19 protein-coding genes and 1 pseudogene are annotated in these 22,788 nt (G+C 73.2%); 6 read left to right on the top strand and 14 right to left on the bottom strand.

Annotated elements, in window-relative coordinates; genetic code table 11:
- Positions 1-126: 126 nt before the first annotated feature.
- Genes ACZ6Y1_RS16380 through ACZ6Y1_RS16370 form a run of 3 tightly spaced genes read right to left on the bottom strand, consistent with a single transcriptional unit; the run spans position 127 to position 1,911 of the window.
- Positions 127-843 (bottom strand): DUF305 domain-containing protein, encoded by a 717-nt coding sequence (locus ACZ6Y1_RS16380; RefSeq protein WP_469628906.1) that lies wholly within the window; start codon positions 841-843, stop codon positions 127-129.
- Complete coding sequence (locus ACZ6Y1_RS16375) at positions 840-1,529, bottom strand: DUF3105 domain-containing protein (RefSeq protein WP_469628903.1); 690 nt, start codon at positions 1,527-1,529, stop codon at positions 840-842. The genes ACZ6Y1_RS16380 and ACZ6Y1_RS16375 overlap by 4 nt, the downstream gene beginning before the upstream one ends.
- Before the next feature lie 55 nt (positions 1,530-1,584).
- On the bottom strand, positions 1,585-1,911 hold the full coding sequence (locus tag ACZ6Y1_RS16370) for a hypothetical protein (RefSeq protein ID WP_469628901.1): 327 nt from the start codon (positions 1,909-1,911) through the stop codon (positions 1,585-1,587).
- A 268-nt stretch (positions 1,912-2,179) separates the two neighbouring features.
- Here ACZ6Y1_RS16370 and ACZ6Y1_RS16365 point away from each other — a divergent pair, with 268 nt between their 5' ends.
- Positions 2,180-3,541, top strand: coding sequence for a glutamine synthetase family protein (locus ACZ6Y1_RS16365; protein WP_376658930.1), 1,362 nt, complete (start codon positions 2,180-2,182; stop codon positions 3,539-3,541).
- Positions 3,542-3,612: 71 nt separating this feature from the next.
- On the opposite strand, the gene ACZ6Y1_RS16360 is transcribed toward ACZ6Y1_RS16365, so the two are convergent.
- Both ACZ6Y1_RS16360 and ACZ6Y1_RS16355 read right to left on the bottom strand, forming a co-directional pair.
- Positions 3,613-5,667 (bottom strand): PIG-L family deacetylase, encoded by a 2,055-nt coding sequence (locus ACZ6Y1_RS16360; protein WP_469628898.1) that lies wholly within the window; start codon positions 5,665-5,667, stop codon positions 3,613-3,615.
- A gap of 281 nt (positions 5,668-5,948) precedes the next feature.
- Positions 5,949-8,735, bottom strand: coding sequence for a PIG-L family deacetylase (locus tag ACZ6Y1_RS16355; protein ID WP_469628895.1), 2,787 nt, complete (start codon positions 8,733-8,735; stop codon positions 5,949-5,951).
- Positions 8,736-8,918: 183 nt separating this feature from the next.
- Between ACZ6Y1_RS16355 and ACZ6Y1_RS16350 the strand changes: the two genes are divergently transcribed.
- Both ACZ6Y1_RS16350 and ACZ6Y1_RS16345 read left to right on the top strand, forming a co-directional pair.
- Positions 8,919-11,906, top strand: a complete 2,988-nt coding sequence (locus tag ACZ6Y1_RS16350; RefSeq protein ID WP_469628892.1) for a bifunctional [glutamine synthetase] adenylyltransferase/[glutamine synthetase]-adenylyl-L-tyrosine phosphorylase — start codon at positions 8,919-8,921, stop codon at positions 11,904-11,906.
- A gap of 57 nt (positions 11,907-11,963) precedes the next feature.
- Positions 11,964-13,388: an acyltransferase family protein gene (locus tag ACZ6Y1_RS16345; protein WP_469628889.1), complete on the top strand. Its 1,425-nt coding sequence runs from the start codon at positions 11,964-11,966 to the stop codon at positions 13,386-13,388.
- 90 nt (positions 13,389-13,478) lie between these two features.
- Here the strand turns inward: ACZ6Y1_RS16345 and ACZ6Y1_RS16340 are convergent, their stop codons facing one another.
- Positions 13,479-14,393 carry a hypothetical protein gene (locus ACZ6Y1_RS16340; protein WP_469628886.1) on the bottom strand — a complete coding sequence of 305 codons (915 nt, stop codon included), beginning with the start codon at positions 14,391-14,393 and terminating at the stop codon, positions 13,479-13,481.
- The gene (locus ACZ6Y1_RS16335; protein WP_469628883.1) at positions 14,390-14,935 is read right to left on the bottom strand and encodes a SigE family RNA polymerase sigma factor; all 546 of its coding nucleotides are present in this window, start codon (positions 14,933-14,935) and stop codon (positions 14,390-14,392) included. The genes ACZ6Y1_RS16340 and ACZ6Y1_RS16335 overlap by 4 nt, the downstream gene beginning before the upstream one ends.
- Positions 14,936-15,090: 155 nt before the next feature.
- Between ACZ6Y1_RS16335 and ACZ6Y1_RS16330 the strand changes: the two genes are divergently transcribed.
- Positions 15,091-15,894: an LppU/SCO3897 family protein gene (locus ACZ6Y1_RS16330; protein WP_469628880.1), complete on the top strand. Its 804-nt coding sequence runs from the start codon at positions 15,091-15,093 to the stop codon at positions 15,892-15,894.
- On the opposite strand, the gene ACZ6Y1_RS16325 is transcribed toward ACZ6Y1_RS16330, so the two are convergent.
- From ACZ6Y1_RS16325 to ACZ6Y1_RS16305, 5 genes are all read right to left on the bottom strand, one after another.
- The gene (locus tag ACZ6Y1_RS16325; RefSeq protein ID WP_469628877.1) at positions 15,858-16,157 is read right to left on the bottom strand and encodes a DUF998 domain-containing protein; all 300 of its coding nucleotides are present in this window, start codon (positions 16,155-16,157) and stop codon (positions 15,858-15,860) included. The two genes, ACZ6Y1_RS16330 and ACZ6Y1_RS16325, sit on opposite strands and share 37 nt — an antisense overlap.
- A gap of 1 nt (position 16,158) precedes the next feature.
- Positions 16,159-16,302, bottom strand: a complete 144-nt coding sequence (locus ACZ6Y1_RS16320) for a hypothetical protein (RefSeq protein ID WP_469628874.1) — start codon at positions 16,300-16,302, stop codon at positions 16,159-16,161.
- Between the two features lie 218 nt (positions 16,303-16,520).
- On the bottom strand, positions 16,521-16,730 hold the full coding sequence (locus ACZ6Y1_RS16315) for a hypothetical protein (protein ID WP_469628871.1): 210 nt from the start codon (positions 16,728-16,730) through the stop codon (positions 16,521-16,523).
- A gap of 66 nt (positions 16,731-16,796) precedes the next feature.
- Positions 16,797-17,363 (bottom strand): maltokinase N-terminal cap-like domain-containing protein, encoded by a 567-nt coding sequence (locus ACZ6Y1_RS16310; protein ID WP_469628868.1) that lies wholly within the window; start codon positions 17,361-17,363, stop codon positions 16,797-16,799.
- 44 nt (positions 17,364-17,407) lie between these two features.
- Positions 17,408-18,028 carry a TetR/AcrR family transcriptional regulator gene (locus ACZ6Y1_RS16305; protein WP_469628866.1) on the bottom strand — a complete coding sequence of 207 codons (621 nt, stop codon included), beginning with the start codon at positions 18,026-18,028 and terminating at the stop codon, positions 17,408-17,410.
- Positions 18,029-18,143: 115 nt separating this feature from the next.
- Here ACZ6Y1_RS16305 and ACZ6Y1_RS16300 point away from each other — a divergent pair, with 115 nt between their 5' ends.
- Together ACZ6Y1_RS16300 and ACZ6Y1_RS16295 are read left to right on the top strand one after the other, a co-directional pair.
- Positions 18,144-19,667 carry an APC family permease gene (locus tag ACZ6Y1_RS16300; RefSeq protein WP_469628863.1) on the top strand — a complete coding sequence of 508 codons (1,524 nt, stop codon included), beginning with the start codon at positions 18,144-18,146 and terminating at the stop codon, positions 19,665-19,667.
- Positions 19,589-21,163: an amidohydrolase gene (locus tag ACZ6Y1_RS16295; RefSeq protein WP_469628860.1), complete on the top strand. Its 1,575-nt coding sequence runs from the start codon at positions 19,589-19,591 to the stop codon at positions 21,161-21,163. Before ACZ6Y1_RS16300 ends, ACZ6Y1_RS16295 begins: the two co-directional genes overlap by 79 nt.
- A 3-nt stretch (positions 21,164-21,166) precedes the next feature.
- Here ACZ6Y1_RS16295 and ACZ6Y1_RS16290 read toward each other — a convergent pair whose 3' ends face one another.
- Together ACZ6Y1_RS16290 and ACZ6Y1_RS16285 are read right to left on the bottom strand one after the other, a co-directional pair.
- Positions 21,167-21,928: a CAP domain-containing protein gene (locus ACZ6Y1_RS16290; protein WP_469628857.1), complete on the bottom strand. Its 762-nt coding sequence runs from the start codon at positions 21,926-21,928 to the stop codon at positions 21,167-21,169.
- A gap of 410 nt (positions 21,929-22,338) precedes the next feature.
- A pseudogene (locus tag ACZ6Y1_RS16285) lies at positions 22,339-22,673 on the bottom strand (DUF3626 domain-containing protein); the annotation flags it as partial.
- Positions 22,674-22,788: the final 115 nt, after the last annotated feature.

Raw genomic sequence — 22,788 nt, 5'->3', positions numbered from 1 at the left:
GCGCGGGTGCCCCGCCGCGGCGTTCCCCATCGTCGTTCGGCCGTTCGGCCCACGCGACCCGGCACGGGGCAGCACACGCCCGTACGGGTGACGGGACGCCTCCCGCCACCGTACGAGCGTGCCCCGTCACCCGCGCGGCGCGGCCCCGCGCTTCGCCAGCATGTCCGCCATGAGGGTGAGCTCCGCCTGCTGCGCGTCGGCCATGCCCTGCGCCAGGTCGCGCTCGACGGGGGTCGTGCACCGCTTCGCGCAGGCCTGGGCCATCGCGACGCCGCCCTTGTGGTGGTCGGTCATCAGCTGCAGGTAGAGCACCTCGGCGTCCCGGCCCTCGGCGGCGCCCAGCCGCGCGAGCTCCTCCTTGGTGGCCATCCCGGGCATGAGCGCCCCGCCGGGCGGCACGGCCGCGTGCCCCGAGTGCACGTCGCCGTGGCCGCCGCCGTGACCGTCACCGGCGTCACCCGTCCAGGACATCGCGGGCTCGTCGGCGAGCACCTTCGGCAGCCCCCACAGGTCCAGCCAGCCGAGGAGCATGCCCCGCTGGTTGGCCTGGGTGTTGGCGATGTCGTACGCGAGGGTGCGCACGGGCTCGTCCTGGGTCCGGTCGCGCACGACGAAGGACATCTCCACCGCCTGCTGGTGATGCACCGCCATGTCCCGGGCGAAGCCGGCGTCGGGCGAGCGCAGCCCGGGCACGGCGGCAGCCTGCGCGGCGGGCCGGTCGTCGCCGTTCGCGGCGGCGGCCATGGTGGCCACGGCCGCGAACAGCAGCGCCAGCAGCACGGCCGTGCCCGAAACCCAGTACGTACGGGGGATCCGGGCCCTGCCGCCAGCCGCGCCGGTCACTTGGTCAGGCCGTTCGTGCAGGCGGCGCCCGGCTCGGGGGTCTGCTCGCCCTGCACGTACTTGGTGAAGAACTGCGCCACCCGCGGGTCGTCCGCGCTGTCCACCGTCAGCTGCTTGCCCCAGGCGCTGAGCATGATCGCCCCGGCCTGCTCCTTGACCGGGCTCATCAGCGAGTACGGGGTCTTCTCCACGCGCGCGGTGAGCTTGTCGAGGTCGGCCTGGGCGGCCTTCTCGTTGTACGTCACCCAGACCGCGCCGTGCTCCATGGAGTGCACCGCGTTCACGTCGGGGACGGCGGCCTTGTAGACGTCGCCGTTGCAGTTCATCCAGCGGGGGTGGTGGTCGCCGCCGACCGGCGGGTTCATCTCGTACTTCACCGGGGTCTCGACGTGGGTGCGGCCCAGCTTCTTGGCGTCCCAGACCTGCTCGCCCTCGACGGGCTTCTTGCGGATCTCCTGCTGCTCCTTGAGGAGCTTCTCCGCGGCCTGCGCCTTGCGCTTCTCGGTCTGCTTCTGGTCGATCAGCACCCAGGCGCCGAAGCCGACGAGTCCGGCGACGATGACGGTGGAGACGGTGATCGCGACGGCCTTGTTGCGCCGCTCGCGGGCCTTCTCGGCGCGGCGCATCTCGGCTATCCGCGCCTGGCGGGAGTTCGGGTCGGTGCTGTGGGTGGTCCTGCTGGCCATGTGCCCTGGTTCCTTTGGCTGAGGGGGGTGGATGAGCGCGAGAAAACCGGACCCGTCAGGTCCGCAGCACCTGGAGCACATGCAGGCCGGGGGCGCGCGCGAGCGGCTCGGGCGGCCGCGTCCGCCCCGCCCCGGCGCCCCGTACGGGGGTCTGCGGCTCGCCGCCGGCCGGCACCGCGGCGGGCTGCGGCGCGGGCAGCACGGCCGGCACCGCGTGCGCGAGGGGGGAGCAGCCGGGCAGGTCGTACGGGGACACGCAGACGGCGTGCGTCCGCGCCTCGGCCGCAGGACCGGCCCCGCCGGGCCGCGAGCAGAGGAAGAGACCCCCCACCAGCACGGCGACCACCACTGCGCCCAGCGCCGCGACCAGTGCCCCGGACACCGCCCGGAACGCCGCCGAAGGCCCCGCGGGAAGCGCGGCACGCCGAAGCGGCGGACGTCCACGACGCCCCCGCTGCGTGTACTGCCGGCCCCCCATGGGCGCAGATGGTAATGCTCATGTCGGGCCGGAGGTCAGTGCGGGGGTGCCACGACCTTTCGGGGGTGCGTAATGTGGCGGAAACCACCGCTGGCGATACTGGCCCGGCCCGACTGTGGCCCGCCCCTCGGGGAGGTGGTGCACAGGCCGTCTGAACTGCGAGGATGAAAGCATGGACAAGCAGCAGGAATTCGTCCTCCGGACGCTTGAGGAGCGCGACATCCGCTTCGTGCGCCTGTGGTTCACCGACGTACTGGGCTTCCTGAAGTCCGTCGCGGTCGCCCCCGCCGAGCTGGAGCAGGCCTTCGACGAGGGCATCGGCTTCGACGGCTCCGCCATCGAGGGCTTCGCGCGGGTCTACGAGTCCGACATGATCGCCAAGCCGGACCCGAGCACGTTCCAGATACTGCCGTGGCGCGCCGAGGCCCCCGGGACCGCCCGGATGTTCTGCGACATCCTGATGCCGGACGGCTCCCCGTCCTTCGCGGACCCGCGCTTCGTCCTCAAGCGCATCCTGGCCAAGACGTCCGACCTGGGCTTCACCTTCTACACCCACCCGGAGATCGAGTTCTTCCTGCTGAAGGACAAGCCCCTGGACGGCACCCGCCCCGTGCCGGCCGACAACTCCGGCTACTTCGACCACACCCCGCAGAACGTGGGCATGGACTTCCGCCGCCAGGCGATCACCATGCTGGAGTCCATGGGCATCTCGGTGGAGTTCAGCCACCACGAGGGCGCCCCCGGCCAGCAGGAGATCGACCTCCGCTATGCCGACGCCCTCTCGACCGCCGACAACATCATGACCTTCCGCCTGGTCATGAAGCAGGTCGCCCTCGAACAGGGCGTCCAGGCCACCTTCATGCCGAAGCCGTTCTCGGAGTACCCGGGCTCCGGCATGCACACCCACCTCTCCCTCTTCGAGGGCGACCGCAACGCCTTCTACGAGTCGGGCGCCGAGTACCAGCTCTCGAAGGTCGGCCGCTCCTTCATCGCGGGCCTGCTGCGCCACGCGGCGGAGACGGCGGCGGTCACCAACCAGTGGGTCAACTCCTACAAGCGCATCTGGGGCGGTTCCTCCCGCACGGCCGGCTCCGGCGGCGAGGCCCCCTCGTACATCTGCTGGGGCCACAACAACCGCTCGGCCCTGATCCGCGTCCCGATGTACAAGCCGGGCAAGACGGGCTCCTCGCGCGTCGAGGTCCGCTCGATCGACTCGGGCGCCAACCCGTACCTCACGTACGCCGTCCTCCTGGCGGCTGGCCTCAAGGGCATCGAGGAGGGCTACGAACTCCCGGCGGGCGCCGACGACGACGTCTGGGCCCTCTCCGACGCCGAACGCCGCGCGATGGGCATCGAACCCCTCCCGCAGAACCTCGGCGAGGCCATCTCCCTGATGGAGCGCAGCGAACTGGTCGCCGAAACCCTCGGCGAGCACGTCTTCGACTTCTTCCTGCGCAACAAGAAGCAGGAGTGGGAGGAGTACCGCTCGGAGGTCACCGCCTTCGAGCTGCGCAAGAACCTCCCGGTGCTGTAGCCCGCGCGGACGGAGCGACGGGGCCGGCGGTCATCCGACCGCCGGCCCCGTCGTCGTGTGTCGTACGGGCCTCAGCGGACCGCGCGGTGCCAGGTGGGGGTGGTCTGGGCGCCGGGGGTGGTGGTGACGTGGAGGGTCGCGTCCAGGCCCAGGACGGCCGTCGTCGTGCCGGAGAGTTCCAGGACCGCGCCCGGGGCGCCCGCGTAGAGCATCGCGGACTCCGTCCACGCCGGGGGGCCGCCCAGGCCCGTGGTGCTGATCGTGCCGGTGTCCGCGCGGCCCGAGACGAGGCGGCCCGCGACGCCGACGGCGCCGTAGCCGGCCCGGCCGCCGGCCTCCGCGACGCTGGAGACCTGGGGCTTGGCGGAGGTGGCCGTGACCAGGGCCGTACGCACGACCCCCGAGTCCGGGCGGCGGAAGTACAGGCGGACGCCCGCGCCGTCCGGGGCCGCGGTCAGCGGGACCGTCGTGGCGGGCAGGCCCGTCTCGAAGGGGCCGGCCAGGGGGGCGGTCGGGGTGGACTGGGTCCAGGCCAGTACCGACTTCGTGGTGGTGGCGTACACGTGGCGCCGCCCGGCGGCGTCGACCGCCGTCACCGGGTCGCTCTGCAGGTCCGCGCCGCCCAGCCGGTGCCACTCGGAGAAGCCGCCGTCCGCCTGCTGCACGGTCGCGCGCAGGGTGCGGTGGGAGTCGCGGAGGTAGACGGTGACGCGGCCGTTCGCGTCGACGGCGGCCGAGGGGGAGCTGATCGAGGAGGTGCCCTCCTCGTCGGCCCGCTCGGGGGTGCCCAGTGACTGCCACGGCCCGAACGGCCCGTCGGGCGCGGACTGGACCGCGTACACGACCTCGCGCCGGTACTCGACGGGTGAGGGACCGAGGGTCGTGCGGGTCGCGAGGACCGCGACGCGCCCGTCGGGAAGGCGGACGGTGGTGGCGCCCGGGTCGATGCCCGTGCCGGGGAGCAGCGCGGGGCCCGTCCATGCTCCCGCCGGGGTCCGGGTCCAGTACGCGGTCTGCCCGTCGAGGGTGGCGAAGGCCCAGAGCCGGCCGGGGGTGCCCTCGGTCACCCAGGAGGTGAGGTCGCCGCGGCTGTAGCGCAGCGACTGCGCCCAGTTCTTGCCGGTCGGATTGCCCGCGACCTTGCGGTCGCCGCAGCCGGAGGGGCTGCCGCAGTAGTTCTCGCCGTCCTGCCAGGCATAGGTCTTCAGGAAGCCGGTCTTGGCGTCGGCGGTCTGCGGGTCCAGCGCGTGCGGGAGGGTGCCGTTGTGGTAGCCGAGGTAGTTCTGCACGGAGAAGTGCGGACGGTCCTTGACCCGCTCGGCGTAGGCGGCCGCGGCGGCCTGCACGAAGCGGGCGCCGTACATGTGGTCCTGGTGGTCGGTGTACTTGCCGGTGTCCGCGTAGCGTCCCGGCGTCGGGTCCTGCATCCGTATCGTCGTCGGGCGGTAGCGCTCCAGGACCCCGGATATCGTCTGTATCAGCTGGTCCCTGCTGTACGTGAACTGCTGCTTGACCGGGGTTCCGGAGGTCAGCTGGGACGCCAGGGCCGGTATCCGCCCGTTCCACAGGCCGCGCAGGCTGTCCGGGTTGTCCCCGCCGGTGCTGCGCGCCTCGCGCATCTGCAGCCACACCAGGTTGACCTGCGGCTTCGCTATGAGGACGTCGAGCTCGGCCTGTCCGCCGCCGGCCGTGGGTATGACCGTACGGCGCCACGCGCTGGTGCGGTCGCCGGTGGCCATCTGGGCGTAGGCGGAGCGTATGCCGTTCTGCCGGGCCTCCGCGTAGTGGGCGCGGTCGGCGGGCTGGTCAGGGTCCTTGGCGGCGCCGCCGTTGGCCCGGTTGACGCCGTCGGCCTCGCCGGAGGTCATGTAGGCGGTGGTGACCGGCGTGCCGGAGAGCAGCGAGCGGACGAGGTCGGGGTTCATGAAGAACAGGTCGTCGTCGGGGTGGGCGACGATCTGCACCACCGATCCGGCGGTCACGCTCGCGGGCAGCACGGCGGCAGGCCCCTTGTCCTGGGTGGCCTCGGCCGGCGTCTGCTGGGCGGCGGCCACGGCGAACACGCCGGTGGTGCCCGCGGTGAGCACCGTGAGCAGGGCCGCGAAACGGCGACGGGTGAGTGGCATCGGTCACGCCTTGGGGGGTCAGGTCCGGGCGGGAAGAACCGCTGTTCAGTCAGAGAGAGGCCAAATCCGCGGACTTGGTTCACCGATTTCACCGATGATCGCCACTTTCCGAGAACGACCGGACGTGATGATGCCCTGTGCAGGCTTTGGGGCCGATATGTGCCCGTGATGTGGAGGCCTTTGCTCCGGCGTACGGGTCAACGAAGTGGCTGGTGTGCACTGTTGGTGCGGGTTCGGTCGGGTGTGGGCGATGGGTGCGGATGTGTTCCGGACGGGCGGTTCTACGGAGCCGTGTTGCGCGGGCCCACCGCCTGCCACGGCGCCAGCCGGGCGTCCGGGGTGTCCGCCGACGAGGTCACGTACAGCCGCGCGTCGAGCCCCACCACCGCCAGGCTCACCATGCTCCGGCCGGTCGTCGTCGAGGACGGCGCGCCCACGAACATCAGCGGCGACCGCTCCCACGGCCGGCCCGACCCGAGGTCCGAGCCCAGCTGCCCGCCCGCCGAGCGGCCCGCCAGCACGTGCCCGCTCGCCGTCACCGCGCCGAAGCCCTGGAGGCCGCCGAGGTCGGTGAGGTTGTTCACCTTCAGCCCGCCGTCCCCCGTGACGAGCGCGGTGCGGACGTTGCCCGAGCCGGGCTTGCGGAACCACAGCCGCACCCCGCCCTCACGGCCCGCCGCCGTCAGCGGGAGCGTGGTGTCGGGCAGGCCGGTGGCCGTGGCCGGGCCCAGCGGCGCGCCCGGCCCGGGCTGCGTCCAGCCCAGCACCGTCCTGGACGTGGTGCAGAACACCATGCGCCGCCCGGCGCCGTCGGTCGCGGTGGCCGGGGTGCCGTGCAGGTCGGTGCCGCCGTACCTCTCCCACGGGCCCCAACTGCCGTCCGCCCGCTGCAGCGTGCCGCGCAGGGTGCCCGCGCCGTCGCGGACGTACGCGGCCGGCTGCCCGGTGCCGTCGAGCGAGACGGCGGGGGCGCTGATGTCGGAGGTCCACGTCTCGTCGGCGGTCTCGGGCGTACCGAGTGACTGCCAGTCCCCGAACTCCCGCGAGCCGGGGGCGCGCTGGACGGCGTACACGACCTCGCGCCTGTAGTCGGCGGGCCGGGCGCCGAAGGAGGTGCGGGTGCCGAAGGCGGCTATCCGGCCGTCCCGCAGCGTGAGGGTGGACATGCCCGGGTCCATGCCGGTGCCGGGCAGCAGGCTGGGGCCGGTCCAGGGGCCGACGAGGCCGGCGCGGTGCCAGACGGCGACCTGGCCGTCGAGCACCTTGAAGGCCCACAGTCCGTGGTCCTCGTCGGAGGTCAGCCAGGAGGTGCTGTTGCCGCGGGCGTAGTTGACGGTGTCGGTCCACCGGTTGCCGGCCGGGTGGTCGGCGACCTTGAGGTCGCCGCAGCCGGCGGCGCTGCCGCAGTGGTTCTGCCGGTCGAGCCAGGCGTAGGTGTCCAGGATGTCCAGCTTCTCCTTCGCCTCGCCCGGGTCCAGGGCGCTGGGGAGGGAGCCGTTGAAGTAGCCGACGTAGTTCTGCAGCGCGAAGTGCGGGCGGTCCTTGACCTCCTTCGCGTACGCGGCGGTGGCCAGCTGGACGAAGCGGGCGCCGTAGAAATGGTCCTGGTGGTCGGTGTACCGCTTGGTGTCCGGGAAGCGGCCGGGGGTGGGGTCCTGGGAGCGGACGGTCGTCGGTTTGTACTGCTCCAGTACGCCGACGAGGGTCTGGACGACCTGCTCCTTCGTGTACGTGAACCGCTGCTTGACGGGGGTGCCGGAGGCGAGCACCGACTCCAGGCGGGCGACCTTGCCGTCCCACAGGCCGTGCAGGCTGTCGGCGACGGGATCGTAGACGTTGCCCGCCTCGCGCATCTGCAGCCAGACGAGGTTGATCTGGGGCTTGGCGACGAGCACGTCGACCTCGGCCTGGCCGCCGCCCCTGGTGGGCACGACGGTGCGCTTCCAGGCGGCGGCCCGGTCGCCGGTGGCCATCTGGGCGTAGGCGGAGCGGATGCCGTTCTGGCGGGCCTCGGCGTAGGCGGGCTTGTCGGCACGGGTGACCTTCTCCTTGGCGGCGCCCGCGTTGATGCCGTCGGCTTCGCCGGAGGTGAGGTAGACCGAGGTGACGGGGTGGCCGGCGGCTATGGAATAGCGCAGGTCCGGGTTCATGAAGTACAGGTCGTCGTCGGGGTGGGCGACGATCTGGAGCACCCGCCCGGGATCGGGCGCCTCGGCCGGGGCCGCGGGGGCGACGGCCCTGCCGTCGGGCGGGGCGGGGTGGCCCAGGCGGTCGAGGGCGTCGTTGCCGCGGAGCACGAGCATGCTGCCGGCGAGGGTGGCGGCGACGAACGCGACGACCTTGACGAGGGCGGCCCGGTGACGGTGGCGCTCCGCGCCGGGTCCGGGTCCGGGTCCGTGTCCGCCGGAGCCGCGCCGTCCGTCCCCGCGCCCGCCGTTCCCGCGCCGGCGCCCGCCGTTCCCGCGTCCGCGCTCGCCGTTCCCGCGTCCGCGCTCGTCGTTCCCGCGTCCGCGCTCGCCGTTCCCGCGTCCGCGTCCTCCGTCTCCGTGCACGCCGTTCCCGGGCGCGCCGTGCCCGTGTCCGCGCCCTCCGTCTCCGGGCACGCCGTGCCCGGGGCCGTGCCCTCCGTGTCCGTATCCGTGCTCGGCTCCGCCGTCGGCACCGGTGCCGGGGCGGTCGTCGTTGTGCTCCGGGCCGCCTCCGCCGCTGCGCGCGGCCTCGTTCCCGCGCCGTCGACCGCGCCGGGGGCCGCTGTCGGCGCTCTGCCTGCCCGCCCGCCGCGGGTTGGCCGTGCCGTCGCCGTCGCCGCGGCCGGTTTCCCGCTGGGAGCCGCGGAGTTCGGTGGCGCGGTCCTCGTCGTACGGGGGCGCGTCCCCGGCCCGGCGGGAGCGGGGGGCGGACGTCCTCGGCCTGGCCCGGCGGCCGCGGCCCCGCTCGGTATCGTCTGCTCCCGCGCGGCGGGACCGGCGCCGGCGCCCGCGGTCCGGCGCTTCCTCCCGGGACCGGGAACCGGCCGCCGCCTCCGCGTCGTATTCGGGGTGGGGGCCCGCGGCCGGACGCTCGTACATGGGGCTCCTCCTGGCCAAGCGGCGGGGAGCGGGCCCCAAGTGGAACTAAACATTCAGATAATCAGATAAGTCGCCTCATGATACGTCCCTGATCATCCCGTGCCCCGAACCCCGCTCCGGCTAGGCTCGCCCCAGGCAGACGGCGGCAAGCGGCAGCGGCAGCGACACCCAGGAGGCGACGGGATGACGGTCCCGGGACGCAGGAGCAGCACCTTCATCCAGCTGCTCCGCAGCGGTTTCACCGACCCCCAGAGCGCCGCCCGGCTGCTGGAGAACGACGCGCTGTCGTCCGTACGCACCGATCCGGTGCTCCTCGACGCCCTGGGAGCGACCGCCGACCCCGACCTCGCGCTCCTCGGGCTCGTACGGCTCGCCGAGGCGCAGACCCCGCAGGAGCGGCCCCTCCTCCTCGACACCCTCGTCGCCGCGAAACCCCTGCGCGACCGGCTCCTCGGCGTACTCGGCGCCTCCGAGGCACTCGGCGACCACCTCGCCCGCCACCCCCGGGACTGGCAGGCCCTGGTCACGTACGAGGCCGCCGACCTGCACCCCGGGCTCGCCGACTTCGAGCGCGGACTGGCCGAGGCCCACGACCCCGTGGGCCTGCGCGTGGCCTACCGCCGGTGCCTGCTCTCCATCGCCGCCCGCGACGTATGCGGCACCATCGACGTCGCCGAGACCGCCGCCGAACTCGCCGACCTCGCCACCGCCACCCTCCGCGCGGCCCTGCGCATCGCGAGCGCCGCCGCCCCCGAGGACGCCGCCCAGTGCCGCCTGGCCGTCATCGCGATGGGCAAGTGCGGCGGCAACGAGCTCAACTACGTCTCCGACGTCGACGTGATCTTCGTCGGCGAGGCCGTCAACGGCACCGATGAGCACAAGGCCCTCCAGGCCGCCACCCGCCTCGCCTCCCACCTCATGCGGATCTGCTCCGAGACCACCGTCGAGGGCACCATCTGGCCCGTCGACGCCAACCTCCGCCCCGAGGGCCGCAACGGCCCCCTCGTCCGCACCCTCTCCTCCCACCTGGCCTACTACCAGCGCTGGGCCAAGACCTGGGAGTTCCAGGCCCTCCTCAAGGCCCGCGCCGTCGCCGGCGACCCCGACCTCGGCGCCGAGTACGTCGACGCCATAAGCCCCCTGGTCTGGCAGGCCGCCGAACGCGAGAACTTCGTCGCCGACGTCCAGAAGATGCGCCGCCGCGTCGTCGACAACATCCCCGCCGCCCAGGTCGACCGCGAGCTCAAACTCGGCCCCGGCGGCCTGCGCGACGTCGAGTTCGCCGTCCAGCTGCTCCAGCTCGTGCACGGCCGCCACGACGCCAGCCTCCACTCCGGCACCACCCTCGACGCGCTCCACGCCCTCGCCGCCGGCGGCTACGTCGGCCGCGCCGACGCCGCCCAACTGCACGACGCCTACCGCTTCCTGCGCGCCATGGAGCACCGCATCCAGCTCTACCGGCTGCGCCGCACCCACCTCGTCCCCGAGGACGAGGCCGACCTGCGCCGCCTCGGCCGCTCGCTCGGCCTGCGCACCGAACCCGTCGCCGAGCTCAACAAGGCCTGGCGCCGGCACGCCTCCGTGGTCCGCCGCCTGCACGAGAAGCTCTTCTACCGGCCGCTGCTCGACGCCGTCGCCCAGCTCGCCCCCGGCGAGGCCAGGCTCTCCCCGCTCGCCGCCGGCCAGCGCCTCGAAGCCCTCGGGTACGCGGATCCGGCCGCCGCCCTGCGCCACCTGGAGGCCCTCGCCTCCGGCGTCACCCGCAAGGCCGCCATCCAGCGCACCCTCCTGCCGGTGCTGCTCGGCTGGTTCGCCGACTCCGCCGACCCGGACGCCGGCCTCCTCGGCTTCCGCAAGGTCTCCGACGCCCTCGGCAAGACCCCCTGGTACCTGCGCCTCCTGCGCGACGAGGGAGCCGCCGCCGAGAACCTCGCCCGCGTCCTGTCCGCCGGACGCCTCGCCCCCGACCTGCTCATGCGCGCCCCCGAGGCCGTCGCCCTGCTCGGCGACCCCGAAGGACTGCAACCCCGTACCCGCGAGGCCCTGGAGCAGGAGGTCATGGCCGCCGTGGGCCGCGCCGACAGCGCCGAGGCCGCCGTCACCGCCGTGCGCGGGGTCCGCCGCCGCGAGCTGTTCCGTACCGCCGCCGCCGACATCATCGGCTCGTACGGTACGGAGGACAGCCCGGCCGAGGAGGACCACGGTGCCCTCGTCGACCGGGTCGGCGGAGCCGTCTCCGACCTCACCGCGGCCACCATCGCCGGCGCCCTGCGCGCCGCCGTCCAGGACCAGTGGGGGGACACCCTGCCCACCCGCTTCGCCGTCATCGGCGTCGGCCGCTTCGGCGGGCACGAACTGGGCTACGGCTCCGACGCCGACGTCCTCTTCGTCCACGAACCGCGCGACGGCGTCGACGAGCAGGAAGCGGCGAAGGCCGCCCAGAGCGTCATCGCCGAAATGCGCAGGCTCCTCCAGCTGCCCACCGCCGACCCACCCCTCCTCATCGACGCGGACCTGCGCCCCGAGGGCCGCTCGGGCCCGCTGGTCCGCGCCCTGGCCTCGTACGCCGCCTACTACCGCCGCTGGTCCCTGACCTGGGAGAGCCAGGCCCTCCTCCGGGCCGAGCCGGTCGCCGGTGACGCCGACCTCGGCAACCGCTTCATCGAGCTCATCGACCCGCTGCGCTACCCGATGGAGGGCCTCGGCGAGGACGCCGTCCGCGAGATCCGCCGCCTCAAGGCCCGCATGGAATCGGAACGGCTGCCGCGCGGCGCCGACCCCACCCTCCACACCAAACTCGGCCGCGGCGGCCTCAGCGACGTCGAGTGGACCGTGCAGCTCATCCAGATGCGGCACGCCTGGTCCGAACCGGGCCTGCGCACCACCCGCACCCGCCAGGCCCTGGCCGCGGCCCACGCGGCCGGCCTGATCCCGGCCGAGGAGGCCCAGATCCTCGACGAGGCCTGGGTCCTGGCCACCCGCGTCCGCAACGCCGTCATGCTGGTCCGCGGCCGCGCGGGGGACACCTTCCCCTCGGAGGCCCGCGAACTCTCGGCGGTCGGCCGCTACCTCGGCTACGCGGAGGGCACGGTGGGCGAGATGCTGGACGACTACCGCCGCATCACCCGCCGGGCCCGCGCGGTGGTCGACGAACTCTTCTACGGGGCGTAGCCGAGGTCACGTGCCCGGGGGCGTTCCGGGGTGCGCCACCCCGTGTAACCTCCACGGATGAAATTGATCGAACGCGCAGCCGACAGGCGTCGGGCGTCGACCGCCGCGAAGGGCGGCGCCGCCACCGCGAAGGCCGCCGCCGCCGCGTCGCGGCTCGGCTGGCTGGACGCCCTGCGGGGCTTCGCGGCGCTGTCCGTCGCGATGCACCACCTCCGGCTGCCGTTCCACTGGGTGCCCCACGGCACCCAGGTGCCGTACTACCTGGACCCCGGCGTCTTCGGCGTCCTGCTCTTCTTCCTGGTCAGCGGCTACATCATCCCCGCCTCGCTGGAGCGGCGCGGTGACGTGCGGGCCTTCTGGGTGGGCCGGGCCTTCCGGATCTACCCGGCCGTCATCGTCACCTTCGCCGCCTCGCTGCTGATCCTGCCCGGCAGAGGGGTGGTGGCGGCCTGGGCCTTCGAGCATCCGCTGCTCTCGCTCGCGGGCAACGGGCTCATGCTGCAGGACCTGATGGGCGTCCCCAACGCCCTCGGCGTGCTGTGGACCCTCGCCTACGAGATGGTCTTCTACTACTTCGTCACGGCGTTGTTCGTCTGCGGCTGGCACCGCAAGAGTGCGCCGATCGCCGTCGGTTTCGCCGCCGTGGCGCTGGTGCTCGGCGGGTGGATCACCCTCGGCACGCTCTCCGTCGACCTGCCGGCCACCCGGAACCTGGTCCTCGCCTGCGGCGTCGTCGTCGTGATGGCGATGGCGTGCATCCTGACCGGCAAGCAGGCCCTGATCAAGGGCGGCGGGCTGCTGCTGGGCGGCCTGGGGCTGGTACTGATCACCCTCAACAGCCGGTCCGCGGCGTTCGAGACCATGATGATCTTCGCGACGATGTTCTCCGGCACCGTCCTGTACCGGCTGGAGCACGGCCAGATCGGACGGGCCCAGGCCTTCCTTTCCTGCGGCTTCGTCGTCGTCTGCGGCTTCCTCACCGGCTACATGTACAACCACGGCACCACGCTCTGGCACACCTGGACCGGCTCCTGGATGGCGTGGTCGTTCGCCTACCTCGCCGCGTGGGCGGTCTTCGCCGCGGGCATGCTGCTGCGCAGGCGCCGGTTCCCGCGCTGGCTCAGCTGGTTCGGCGCGATCAGCTTCTCCCTCTACCTCCTGCACAACGTGGTGATCTTCGGCATCTTCTGGGCGCTGGACGGACGCGACCCCCTCGAGATCGAGAGCTGGACCGGACGCGCCCTGCTGTTCGCCGCGTTCATGGCCGTACTGACGGGGGCGAGCTGGCTCACCTACCGCCTGGTGGAGCTGCCCTTCCAGAACCTCGGCCGCCGCGCACTGAAGGCCGTGGCGCGCCGGCTCCCGCTGGAGTCACCTGAACCCGCGCCCTCCCCGGAACGGTCCAGCACCGCACTGGCCGGTGTGCCCGCCCAGAACCCACGGGTGAGCGAGAACGAGCCGGTCCTCTCCGGACGGGACTGACCGGGACGCGGGCGCGGGGCGGGCCGGGACGGACCCCCGCCGCCGACCCCTGTGCGGCGGCGGGGGCCCGAGTCATGGCTGTGGGTCCGGCTACGGGATGGGCTTGTCGTAGTACTTGTCGGTGTCGGAGTCGTAGATCTGCTTGCCCTGGCCGTCGTAGCCCTTGATGCGGGGGGCCTGTGTGACGCGTTGTTCCAGGATGCCCGTGGCGGCGAACCAGCCGTGGTCCAGGGCGGCTTCCGCCGTGGCCTCGCCGTACGTCACCGTGACGCGGGCGACGCGGGGGTCCACCGTGCCGATGCTGCCCCAGCGGTAGGGGAGCTTCCAGGGGCCCTCCGTGGTCAGGCGCTGGAGGTAGAGCTTGCCGCCGTTGATGTCGGGGGCGACGGGACGGTCGCCGGGGACGTCGTCCTTGCCGACGGAGGTGTTCAGGCCGCTCGCCCTGTCGTTCTTGACGGTGCAGATCAGGCGGATCGGCACCGGGGTGTCCTTGACGGCGACGACGAAGCGGCCGTCGCCGGGGCTGTTGTCGTTGCCGGTGCTGCGCTGCGCGAGCAGGATCCGGTAGTCGGAGGCCTTGCCCAGGTCCTGCCGCGGCGGGGTCCCCTCCGCGCTGCGCTGTTCCGCGTCCATGGCGAGGCACTGCTCCAGCCCCGTGGCCGCCGCCTGGAGGGTGATGCCGTCGGCGAGCTGGCCCGGGGTCGCGGGAGCGGCCGGCCCGGTGGGCCGGGCAGGGGCTGCGGGCGCAGTGACCGGGGCCGGGCCGGAGTCCGCCGCCGATACGCGGCTCGACGGTTCGCCGCCGGAGAGGGCGATGGCCGTCGCCGGTACGAGGGCCAGGACGACCAGTGCCGCCCCGGCCACCGTCAGCCTGCGCCGCCGCTGCTCCGCGCGGCCCTGCCGGACGATCTCCGGATAGGGCAGGGGGGCGGGTCGCACGGTGTGCGCGTCCTGGGTGAGCAGGTCGCGCAGGTTCAGTTCGAAGTCGTCTCGGCGCCTGTTCACAGGACCGCTCTCTCTGTCGTCGTGGTGGTGCGCGTCGTGGTCCTCGCGAACTGGTCCAGGCCGGGACAGGCGCGCAGTTTGGCCAGCGCCTTGGAGGCCTGGCTCTTCACGGTGCCGGGGGAGCACCCCAGGACGTCCGCGGTCTCGGCCTCGGAGAGGTCCTCCCAGTACCGCATCACCACCACCGCCCGCTGCCGGGCGGGCAGCCCCGCCAGTGCGTCCATCAGTACGCTGCGTTCGTCGGCCCAGGCCACGGCGTTGTCGCGTACGGAGGTGTCCGGAACGGCGTCCGTCAGCCGCTCCTTCACCCGGCGCTTGCGGAACCGGTCGCTGTTGCAGCTCACCAGCATCCGGCGCACGTACGCCTCCGGACTGTCCATGCGCGACACCCGCCGCCACGATCGGTACGCCTTCGCGAGCGCGGTCTGGGTCACGTCCTCCGCGTCGTGCGGATCGCCGGTCAGCAGGTACGCGGTGCGTACCAGGTGAGTCCAGCGCGCGGCCACGAATGACTGGAAATGAGCTTCTTGCTCGGCGTGCATCGCCACCCCCTTCGCCCTCTTGACCACCTCCTGCTCGGATTCGGTTGCCCGGGGGAGGGGACCGTGACGGCTCTGGCGGAACGTCTGCGTCAGCCTGGGTGTCCCGGGCACAATTCCTGCTGACCGCTGGACAGCCTCCGCACCACCCTCACCCCATGGAGCAGTTGGTGTCGTCGCAGGAAATCGAGATAACGATCACCGCGCAGCAGGCCGCCTTCGGCGTGATCCTCAAGCACGACCTGGCGAGCGGCCCGGCGCGCCTCCGTATCCCGCCCTGCCGGGACGGCGACCTCGTCCGGGCCCGGGTCGGGACCGAGGAGGTGCTGCTGCGGATCCGGGTGGCGGGGGCGGCGGGGGCGGCGGCCGGGACCGGCGGGGCGGCGACGGTCGTCGGGCCGCCCGCCGCACCGCCCGGGCAGAGCACCGGATCCGGGGCGCGGGGGTGTCTGGTGGCGTTGGGAGTCGCGGCCGCGCTGCTCGTCGGCTTCGCCCTGCTCAGCAGCGGGGACGGGGACGACAGCAAAACGGCCTCCGGTACCGGGACGCCTTCCTCCTCGTCCTCGTCCTCGTATTCACCTTCGTACTCGCCCTCCTCCTCCTATTCGGCGAGCCCCTACCCCAGCTACTCCGAGACCCCCACCTACCAGGCGACCGTGCCCGCCGTCCCCGCCTCCCCGACCGAGGCCGCCCCCAGCCCCTTCGACCGGGGCACCTGCCTCAACGGGGAGCTGCCGGACTCGACGACGGCCCAGCGGGTCACCGGCGTCGACGAGGTGTCCTGCTCGGCGTCCGACGCCCACTACCGGGTCATCGAGAGCATTCCGATGACCTCGGACCTGAACCGCTGCAACGACAACCCGAAGACGGAGTACGCGTTCTCGTACCGCTACACCCTCAACGGCAGCGTCATCAACCAGTACGTCTACTGCCTCGTCGGGATCGGCTCGTACGCCCGCTGACCGGCGCGCCCACTTGCTGGCTCGGCCGTCGCGGAGTCGGGCGTCCTGGCCGGGAAGCCGGCCCCGGGGTCGGCCGGGAACACCGCGCTGACCAGGAACGGCGCGCCGAACACCCCGACCGGCCAGGGCGCCGCGCGACGGCCGGGACCCATCGCCGGCGCGCGCCGCATCCCGACCGCGCCGGCGATCAGCAGGGCGCCCGTGACGACGAAGTCGGCGACCTGGATCCAGCCCGGTCCGCCCGAGGAAGTGACGCGGGTCACGTCAGGCTCCGTTGGTCAGGGCGAACAGGTCCTGCACCGCGGTGGTCCCCTGCGCGGCCGCCTCCGCGAGGGTGGTGTTCTCGACGGCCAGGACGATCGGGCGGTTCGGATCGTCGTCGCGCCGGGACTCGACTGTCTCGTCCACGGAAGACGCACACCCTTCGCGTAGTTGCAGCGTTGCACGGGACGTACTGGGGAGCGCCGAAGCCCTGCTGGCCCAGGCGTTCATCTACCGAGCATCCGCTGTGGACGAGTGCCTGATCAACGACCGATCGCGCAACGCCGGTTAAGGCAGGGGTTAACGACATCCCGGCCCGGCGGTCGGTGGCGCTGTGCGGGAGGCCGGCATCCGAGGCCTTTGCCTCAGAGGCCGTTGCCGCAGCCGGCGTTGCCGCAGCCGCTCCCGGTGCCGCAACCTCCGCTGCTGTCACAGGCGTTGCTGTCGGAGCTGCCCCAGCCGAGCCGCCGGTCGGCGGCGGCGCGGTCCCTGCCGGACGCCGCGACGAAGGCGGCGACGCCCGCGGCCACCCCGACGACGGTCAACGTGACGGTCTTCTTCGTCCGCAGGGTCATGCCGGCCTCCAGGGCGGGTTCGGGAGTTCCCAGCACCCTGCCCCGCCCCGGAGATCCCGACACGTCCTACTCGGTACGCAGCGCCGCGAAGACCGCCCGGACCGGGTTGCCGGCCGGATCCCGCCACGGGGCCGTGACGTGGGTGGTGGCCGGGACCGCCTGGGCGTGTGGGTGCAGGACGCGGGTGACGGCGAGCTCCGGGCCGTCCTCGCCCGGGACCACCAGGACGGTGGGGTCCGGTGCGTCGCTCGCGTTCTGGTCCTGGGCGACCGCTTCGCCCCGTAGCAGCGCGCGGAGCTGGGCCCGCAGAACCGGGTCCAGGGTGCCGTCGTAGACCCACCGGGTGCCCAGTACGCCGTGCTCCGAGGTGCCCACGAGGGCCGCTTCGCCGCCGGGCAGCGGGGCGCCGCGGTAGGTCAGGGGGACGTGGTAGGTCACGCCGTCCGTGGTGTCGGTGAGCACCATGAACTCGATGCCCACCTCGCCCTCGGGGTCGTCCAGCCGGAACCCGCCCGCCTTCGCCAGCTCCGGCGCACGGCCCGAGGGCCCCTCGTACCAGGGCTGCGACGGGAGCCAGGAGGCCACGAGCTCCAGCTTGCCGGGGGTCATGGTGGTGCGGTGGACGACAGCCATGCGGACGGGCCTCCAGGGGTACCGGAAAGATCGTTTCCCGCAGCCTACGACTCCGGGCCCCCGCCGCGCAGGGTCCGCGCGTACGAGAGGAACGCCGCCAGGCCGAGTTCGAAGGCCGCGTCCGCCCGACGCCCCGGGCCCACCGCCGCCAGCGCCCCGGCCAGCAGCGGGGTCTGCGGGTTCGGCTCCCACATGGTCTCGGGGGCCGCGAGGTCCAGCGCCGAGCCCAGGATCAGGTTCTCCAGCGCGGTGAGGAGCGGCATCACGTCCGGCTCGGCGAATCCCGCCTGCCGCAGCAGGCCCACCGCGTGCTCGTACTGGGCCAGCACCCTCGGGGCGCGCACCGGGTTGGTCATCAGCAGCGGGATGGCCCGCGGGCAGGCGGCGAAGGCGGCCCGGTAGGAGCGGGCCCACTCCTCCAGGGCGCGGTCCCAGGCGGCCGGGTCCCGGGTGAGCGCCTCGCCGGCGATCCGCTCGCAGACCAGCTCCCGTATCAGCTCGATCACCCCCGCCCGGCCGTCCACGTGGTGGTACACCGAGCCCGTCTGCACGCCGAGCGCCCGCGCGATCTGCGGAACGCTGAACTCGCCCTGCTCCGCGACCAGTTGCAGAGCCGTCGAGGCGATCCGCTGCCGGTCGAGGAGGGGGGTGCGCGGCCGTGCCATCGGTTTTCTCCCGCCGTGAGGTCGTCAGGTCTTCCCGTACTCAGGAAACGGAGGCTACATTGCCGCAAACCGAAAGCCTTTAGGTTTCTGCCTCCCCAGCAGAAGGGCCCCCGCCTTGCCCGAAAGCACCTCCCCACCCGAGCTCCGCCGCGCCGCGCTCGGTACCGCCGACATCTCCTTCTTCGTCGTCTCCGCCGCCGCCCCGCTCACCGTCATGGCCGGCGTGGCGCCCGTCGCGATCCTCCTCGGCGGCATCGGCGCCCCCGCCGGATACCTCCTCGCCGGGATCACCCTCGCCGTCTTCGCCGTGGGCTTCACCACCATGAGCCGCCACGTCCGCAGCGGCGGCGCCTTCTACGCGTACATCACCCGCGGCCTCGGCAAGCGCGTCGGCATCGGCGCCGCCCTGCTCGCTCTCATCGGCTACAACGGCATGGAGATCGGCGTCTACGGCCTCCTCGGCACGACCACCGCCGACACCGGCCGCGCCCTGTTCGGCCTCGACGTCCCGTGGCTGCCCGTGTCCCTCGCCGGGCTCGCGCTCATCTGGTACGGCGGCTTCCGCTCCATCGACTTCGGCGCGAAGCTGCTCGGGATCCTGCTCGTCGCCGAGACCGGGATACTCGTCCTGCTGGCCGCCGGCGTGCTCCTCGGGGGCGGGGCCCACGGCCTGTCCCTGGCCGGCTTCACCCCCGGCGCCGTCCTCGTGCCCGGCACCCCCGCCGTGCTGGCCTTCGCCTTCGCCGCCTTCACCGGCTTCGAGTCCACCGTCATCTACCGCCGCGAGGCCCGCGACCCCGACCGGACCGTCCCGCGCGCCACCTACCTCGCCGTCGCCTTCCTCGGGCTCTTCTACGCCTTCGTCGTCTGGACGGTCATCCAGGCCTTCGGCGACGCCGAGGTCGTCGCCGCCGCCACCGCCGACCCCGGCGGGCTGTTCTTCGCCGCGATCACCACCTACGTCGGCCCCTGGGCGGCGGACCTGATGCACGTCTTCATCGTCACCAGCGTCATCGCCTCCCTCCTCGCCTTCCACAACGCCATCAACCGCTACGCCCTCGCCCTCGCCGAAGAGGGCGTCCTGCCCGCCGCACTCGGCCGCGTCCACCCCCGCCACCGCTCCCCGTACCGGGCGGGCATCGCGCAGACCGCCCTCGGGGCGGCGGTCGTCCTCGGGTTCGCGCTCGCCGGAGCCGACCCGTACCAGCAGCTCCTGCTCTGGGTGAACACCCCCGGCATGATCGCCCTCATGGCGCTGATGCTGCTCGCGGCCCTCGCCGTACCGGTCTGGTTCCGCCGCACCGCGCACACCGAAGGGCCCTGGCGGACGGTGGTCGCGCCCCTCGCAGCAGCCGTACTCCTCGCCGTGGCGATCTTCCTGGTCGTCTCCCACGTGGGGCTCTTCACCACGGCCTCCACCACCGTCAACACCGTCCTCGTCGCCCTCGTCCCCGCCGTCTTCCTCCTCGGACTGGCCCTCGCCCAGCGGCTGAAGACCCGCCGCCCCGAGGTCTACGCCCGCTTCGCCGAAGAACCCCCCACCACCCAAGGAGCAGAGCAGTGCCCGCTGCCGACACCGTCCTCACCGGAGCCCGCGTCCGCACCCTCGACCCCGCCCACCCCGAAGCCGGTGCGGTAGCCGTCCTCGGCGGCGAGATCGTCGCCGTCGGCGAGGAGTCCGACGTACGGGACTGGCGCGGCCCCGGCACCGAGGTGATCGACCTCGGCGGCGCCACCCTCACCCCCGGTCTCACCGACGCCCACAGCCACCCCGTGTGGGGCATCGAGATGGCGACCGGCACCGACCTGTCCTCCGTACGGGACCTCGACCAGCTCCGCGCCGCCCTGCGCGGCGCCGAACGCACCAAGGGCTGGGTCGTCGGCCACGGCCTCGACCACAACGCCTTCGGCGGCCGCCCCGTCGACCGGACCCTGATCGAGGACGCCCTGGACGGTGCCCCCGCCTTCCTGCGCCTGTACGACGGCCATTCCGCCCTCGTATCCGGCGCGGCACTCGCCGCCGCCGGCATCACCGGGCCCCGCACCTTCAACCAGCGCTCCGAGATCGTCTGCGACGGCGCGGGCCGCCCCACCGGCCACCTGGTCGAGCACGCCGCGATGGGCCTGGTCGGCCCGCTGGTGCCCAAGCCCTCCGCCGCCCGGCGCCGGGCCGGCCTGGTCGGGCTGCTGCGCGACATGGCCGCCACCGGTCTCACCGGCACCCACGTCATGGACCTGGGCGACGGGGACGTCCCCGCCCTCCTGTCGACCGTCGAGTACGAGGGCCACCTGCCGCTGCGCCTGAAGCTGGCCCCCTGGTGCATGCCGGGCGCCGACGACGACGAACTCGCCGAGCTGGTCGGCCTCCAGCGCCTGGGCGGCCGCAACTGGCAGGTCGACGGGGTGAAGTTCTTCATGGACGGCACCGTCGAGGGAGGCACCGCCTGGCTGGAGCACGCCGACTGCCACGGCCAGGGCACCGAGGCCTTCTGGCCCGACCCCGAGGCCTACGCCCGCGCGGTACGGGTGCTGGACGCGGCCGGGGTGCGCACGGCCACCCACGCCATCGGCGACGCGGCGGTCCGCCACGTCCTGGACACCGTGGCGGGCATCGGGGCCCGGGCCCGGATGCGGCACCGGATCGAGCACATCGAGACCGTCCCCGACGACCAGCTGGGGCGGTTCGCGGAGTTGGGGGTCATCGCCTCGATGCAGCCGCCGCACGCCGCCTACACCCGCGCCGACCACACCGACGAGTGGTCCAGGCGGTTGGGGGAGGAGCGGGCCGCCCGGGCCTGGCGCTGCCGCGACCTGCGCGACGCGGGGGCCGTCCTCGCGCTGGGCTCCGACTGGCCCATCGCCGACTACGACGCCCGACAGGTGCTGGCCGCCGCCCGCAGCCCGCGCGGCGCGGCCTCGACGGGCCGGGCCCTGACCGGCCTCATGGCCCTGGAGGGCATGACCTCGCACGCGGCGCTCGCGGCGGGGGAGGAGGAGGTGGCGGGCCGGATCGCCCCCGGCTTCCGGGCCGACCTGACGGCGTTCTGGCTGGACCCGGTCACCGCGACCCCGCAGGAGCTGGCGGAGACGCCGATCCGGCTCACGATGTCCGGCGGGCGCGTCACCCACCGCTGAGGGTCAGCGGGCCGTTCCGAAGTCCTGGGTCCAGTAGGAGTTCGGCTGGGACAGGCCGATGCCTATCTCCTTGAAGGAACAGTTCAGGATGTTCGCCCGGTGGCCGGGGCTGTTCATCCAGCCCTCCATGACCTTCTCGGGGGTGCTGTAGCCGTAGGCGACGTTCTCGCCGTACGAACTCCACGCGTATCCGGCGCGGGTGATGCGCTGGCCCGGATCCGAACCGTCCGAGCCGGTGTGGGACATGGTGCTGTGGGCGGCCATGTCCGCGCTGTGGTCCTGCGCGGCCCGCGTGAGCTTCGCGTTGAGGGTGAGGGCCGGACACCCGGCGGCGGCGCGCTCCTGGTTGACGAGCGCGAGGACCTGCGCGGTGGCGCCGGAAGGAGCCGGGGCGGAGGTCTTCGCAGGCGCGGGCGCCGGCTGCCGGGTCACGGTGGGCGGCTTCGTCGGCTGCGGCTGCGGCTTCGGGGCCGCGGGCGGGGTCGTCCGTACGACGGGTTGCGCGGACGCCGTGGCGCTGGGGGAGGCGGTCGCGGGCGGGGGGCTGCTCGGGATCGGAAGGTCCACAGGTGCGGCGGAGCCGGGGGTGGCCGAGGGCGTCGCGTACTGCCCCGGGCGCTGGTCGTGGCGGCTCTCGGCCCGCGTCCGGCCGGAGTCCTGCGCGTCCCAGCAGGCGAAGGCGACAGTGGGAACACCCACGATTCCCAGAACACCGACGCCGATGACTATTTTCCTGTAGGGCTTCTTCTTCCGATGCTTCTGCATGCCGTGACCTCACTCGGGGTGCCGGAGGAGCCGCCATTCTTAAAAGGCCTCCAACGGCCTGGCAAGTTTCCGTTCCCCCGTCCCCCGGGGCATGCGAATCCCGGCTTGAAACGGGCCGGTGATCGTGCATGGTCACGATCTGATCACTGCCGCGACTGCCTGATGCGTTCTCAGAAATGCCCGTGACCAGGCAGGTCGGGGCCGGCCCACCGGTATCGCGGATTCCGTTCCCGCAGGAGAGGGGAAAGTCGATCTCAAACGGGACAAACGGCGAAATGTCGGCGGCCTGAAATCCCCCCTGACCGCGCCGGGTCGAGATGCACGCCGTGACGCATGTCACGTGGCGGGCTGGAACCGGCCCGCGGGCGAAGGCCGTCGAACACGGCTCCCTGCACCGGTGCCGGAGCGGCCGGCCGGTCTGCGGCCTTCCCGGGCGCCCCGAAGCGCGCGAGGTGGTGCCACACCTTCTTGACCGCCTGCGGGTCATGGAGACCGCCCCGTGCGGCATCCCCGATTTGATGCGGGGATCGAGCACCCCGTCGACGGCGATGCCGGTGCCCAAGTCGGCGTATTCCCGGCCGCGGTAGTCCGGGTGACGGCGGAGTTCCTCGACTGCGAGCCGGAAACCGCCGTGCCACTCCACCGGGCAGCCGAGACGCAGGGCAGCGGACTCGACGGCCGTGCCCCGGTAGCAGGGATCCAGGACCAGCGCCTCCACATGACGGTGCAGCCGGACCGGTCCGTGCGGACCAGTGCACCCGGATTGAGGCCCGTCCGGCGGTTCGCGCCGCCACCCTCCCGGTGGCCGCTTCTCGGCCGTCGCCGCCCTCGGCGACTCGGCCGGACCCCGCCGGCCGGCC

The sequence above is a fragment of the Streptomyces sp. NPDC053432 genome (assembly GCF_055585365.1).
This window is presented reverse-complemented; position numbering and strand designations above follow the sequence as displayed.

Coding starts and splice junctions, on each gene's coding strand:
- ACZ6Y1_RS16375 (WP_469628903.1), bottom strand. CDS start 1,529: ATGGCCAGCAGGACCACCCACAGCACCGACCCGAACTCCCGCCAGGCG.
- ACZ6Y1_RS16365 (WP_376658930.1), top strand. CDS start 2,180: ATGGACAAGCAGCAGGAATTCGTCCTCCGGACGCTTGAGGAGCGCGAC.
- ACZ6Y1_RS16360 (WP_469628898.1), bottom strand. CDS start 5,667: ATGCCACTCACCCGTCGCCGTTTCGCGGCCCTGCTCACGGTGCTCACC.
- ACZ6Y1_RS16355 (WP_469628895.1), bottom strand. CDS start 8,735: ATGTACGAGCGTCCGGCCGCGGGCCCCCACCCCGAATACGACGCGGAG.
- ACZ6Y1_RS16350 (WP_469628892.1), top strand. CDS start 8,919: ATGACGGTCCCGGGACGCAGGAGCAGCACCTTCATCCAGCTGCTCCGC.
- ACZ6Y1_RS16345 (WP_469628889.1), top strand. CDS start 11,964: ATGAAATTGATCGAACGCGCAGCCGACAGGCGTCGGGCGTCGACCGCC.
- ACZ6Y1_RS16335 (WP_469628883.1), bottom strand. CDS start 14,935: ATGCACGCCGAGCAAGAAGCTCATTTCCAGTCATTCGTGGCCGCGCGC.
- ACZ6Y1_RS16330 (WP_469628880.1), top strand. CDS start 15,091: ATGGAGCAGTTGGTGTCGTCGCAGGAAATCGAGATAACGATCACCGCG.
- ACZ6Y1_RS16315 (WP_469628871.1), bottom strand. CDS start 16,730: ATGACCCTGCGGACGAAGAAGACCGTCACGTTGACCGTCGTCGGGGTG.
- ACZ6Y1_RS16310 (WP_469628868.1), bottom strand. CDS start 17,363: ATGGCTGTCGTCCACCGCACCACCATGACCCCCGGCAAGCTGGAGCTC.
- ACZ6Y1_RS16305 (WP_469628866.1), bottom strand. CDS start 18,028: ATGGCACGGCCGCGCACCCCCCTCCTCGACCGGCAGCGGATCGCCTCG.
- ACZ6Y1_RS16290 (WP_469628857.1), bottom strand. CDS start 21,928: ATGCAGAAGCATCGGAAGAAGAAGCCCTACAGGAAAATAGTCATCGGC.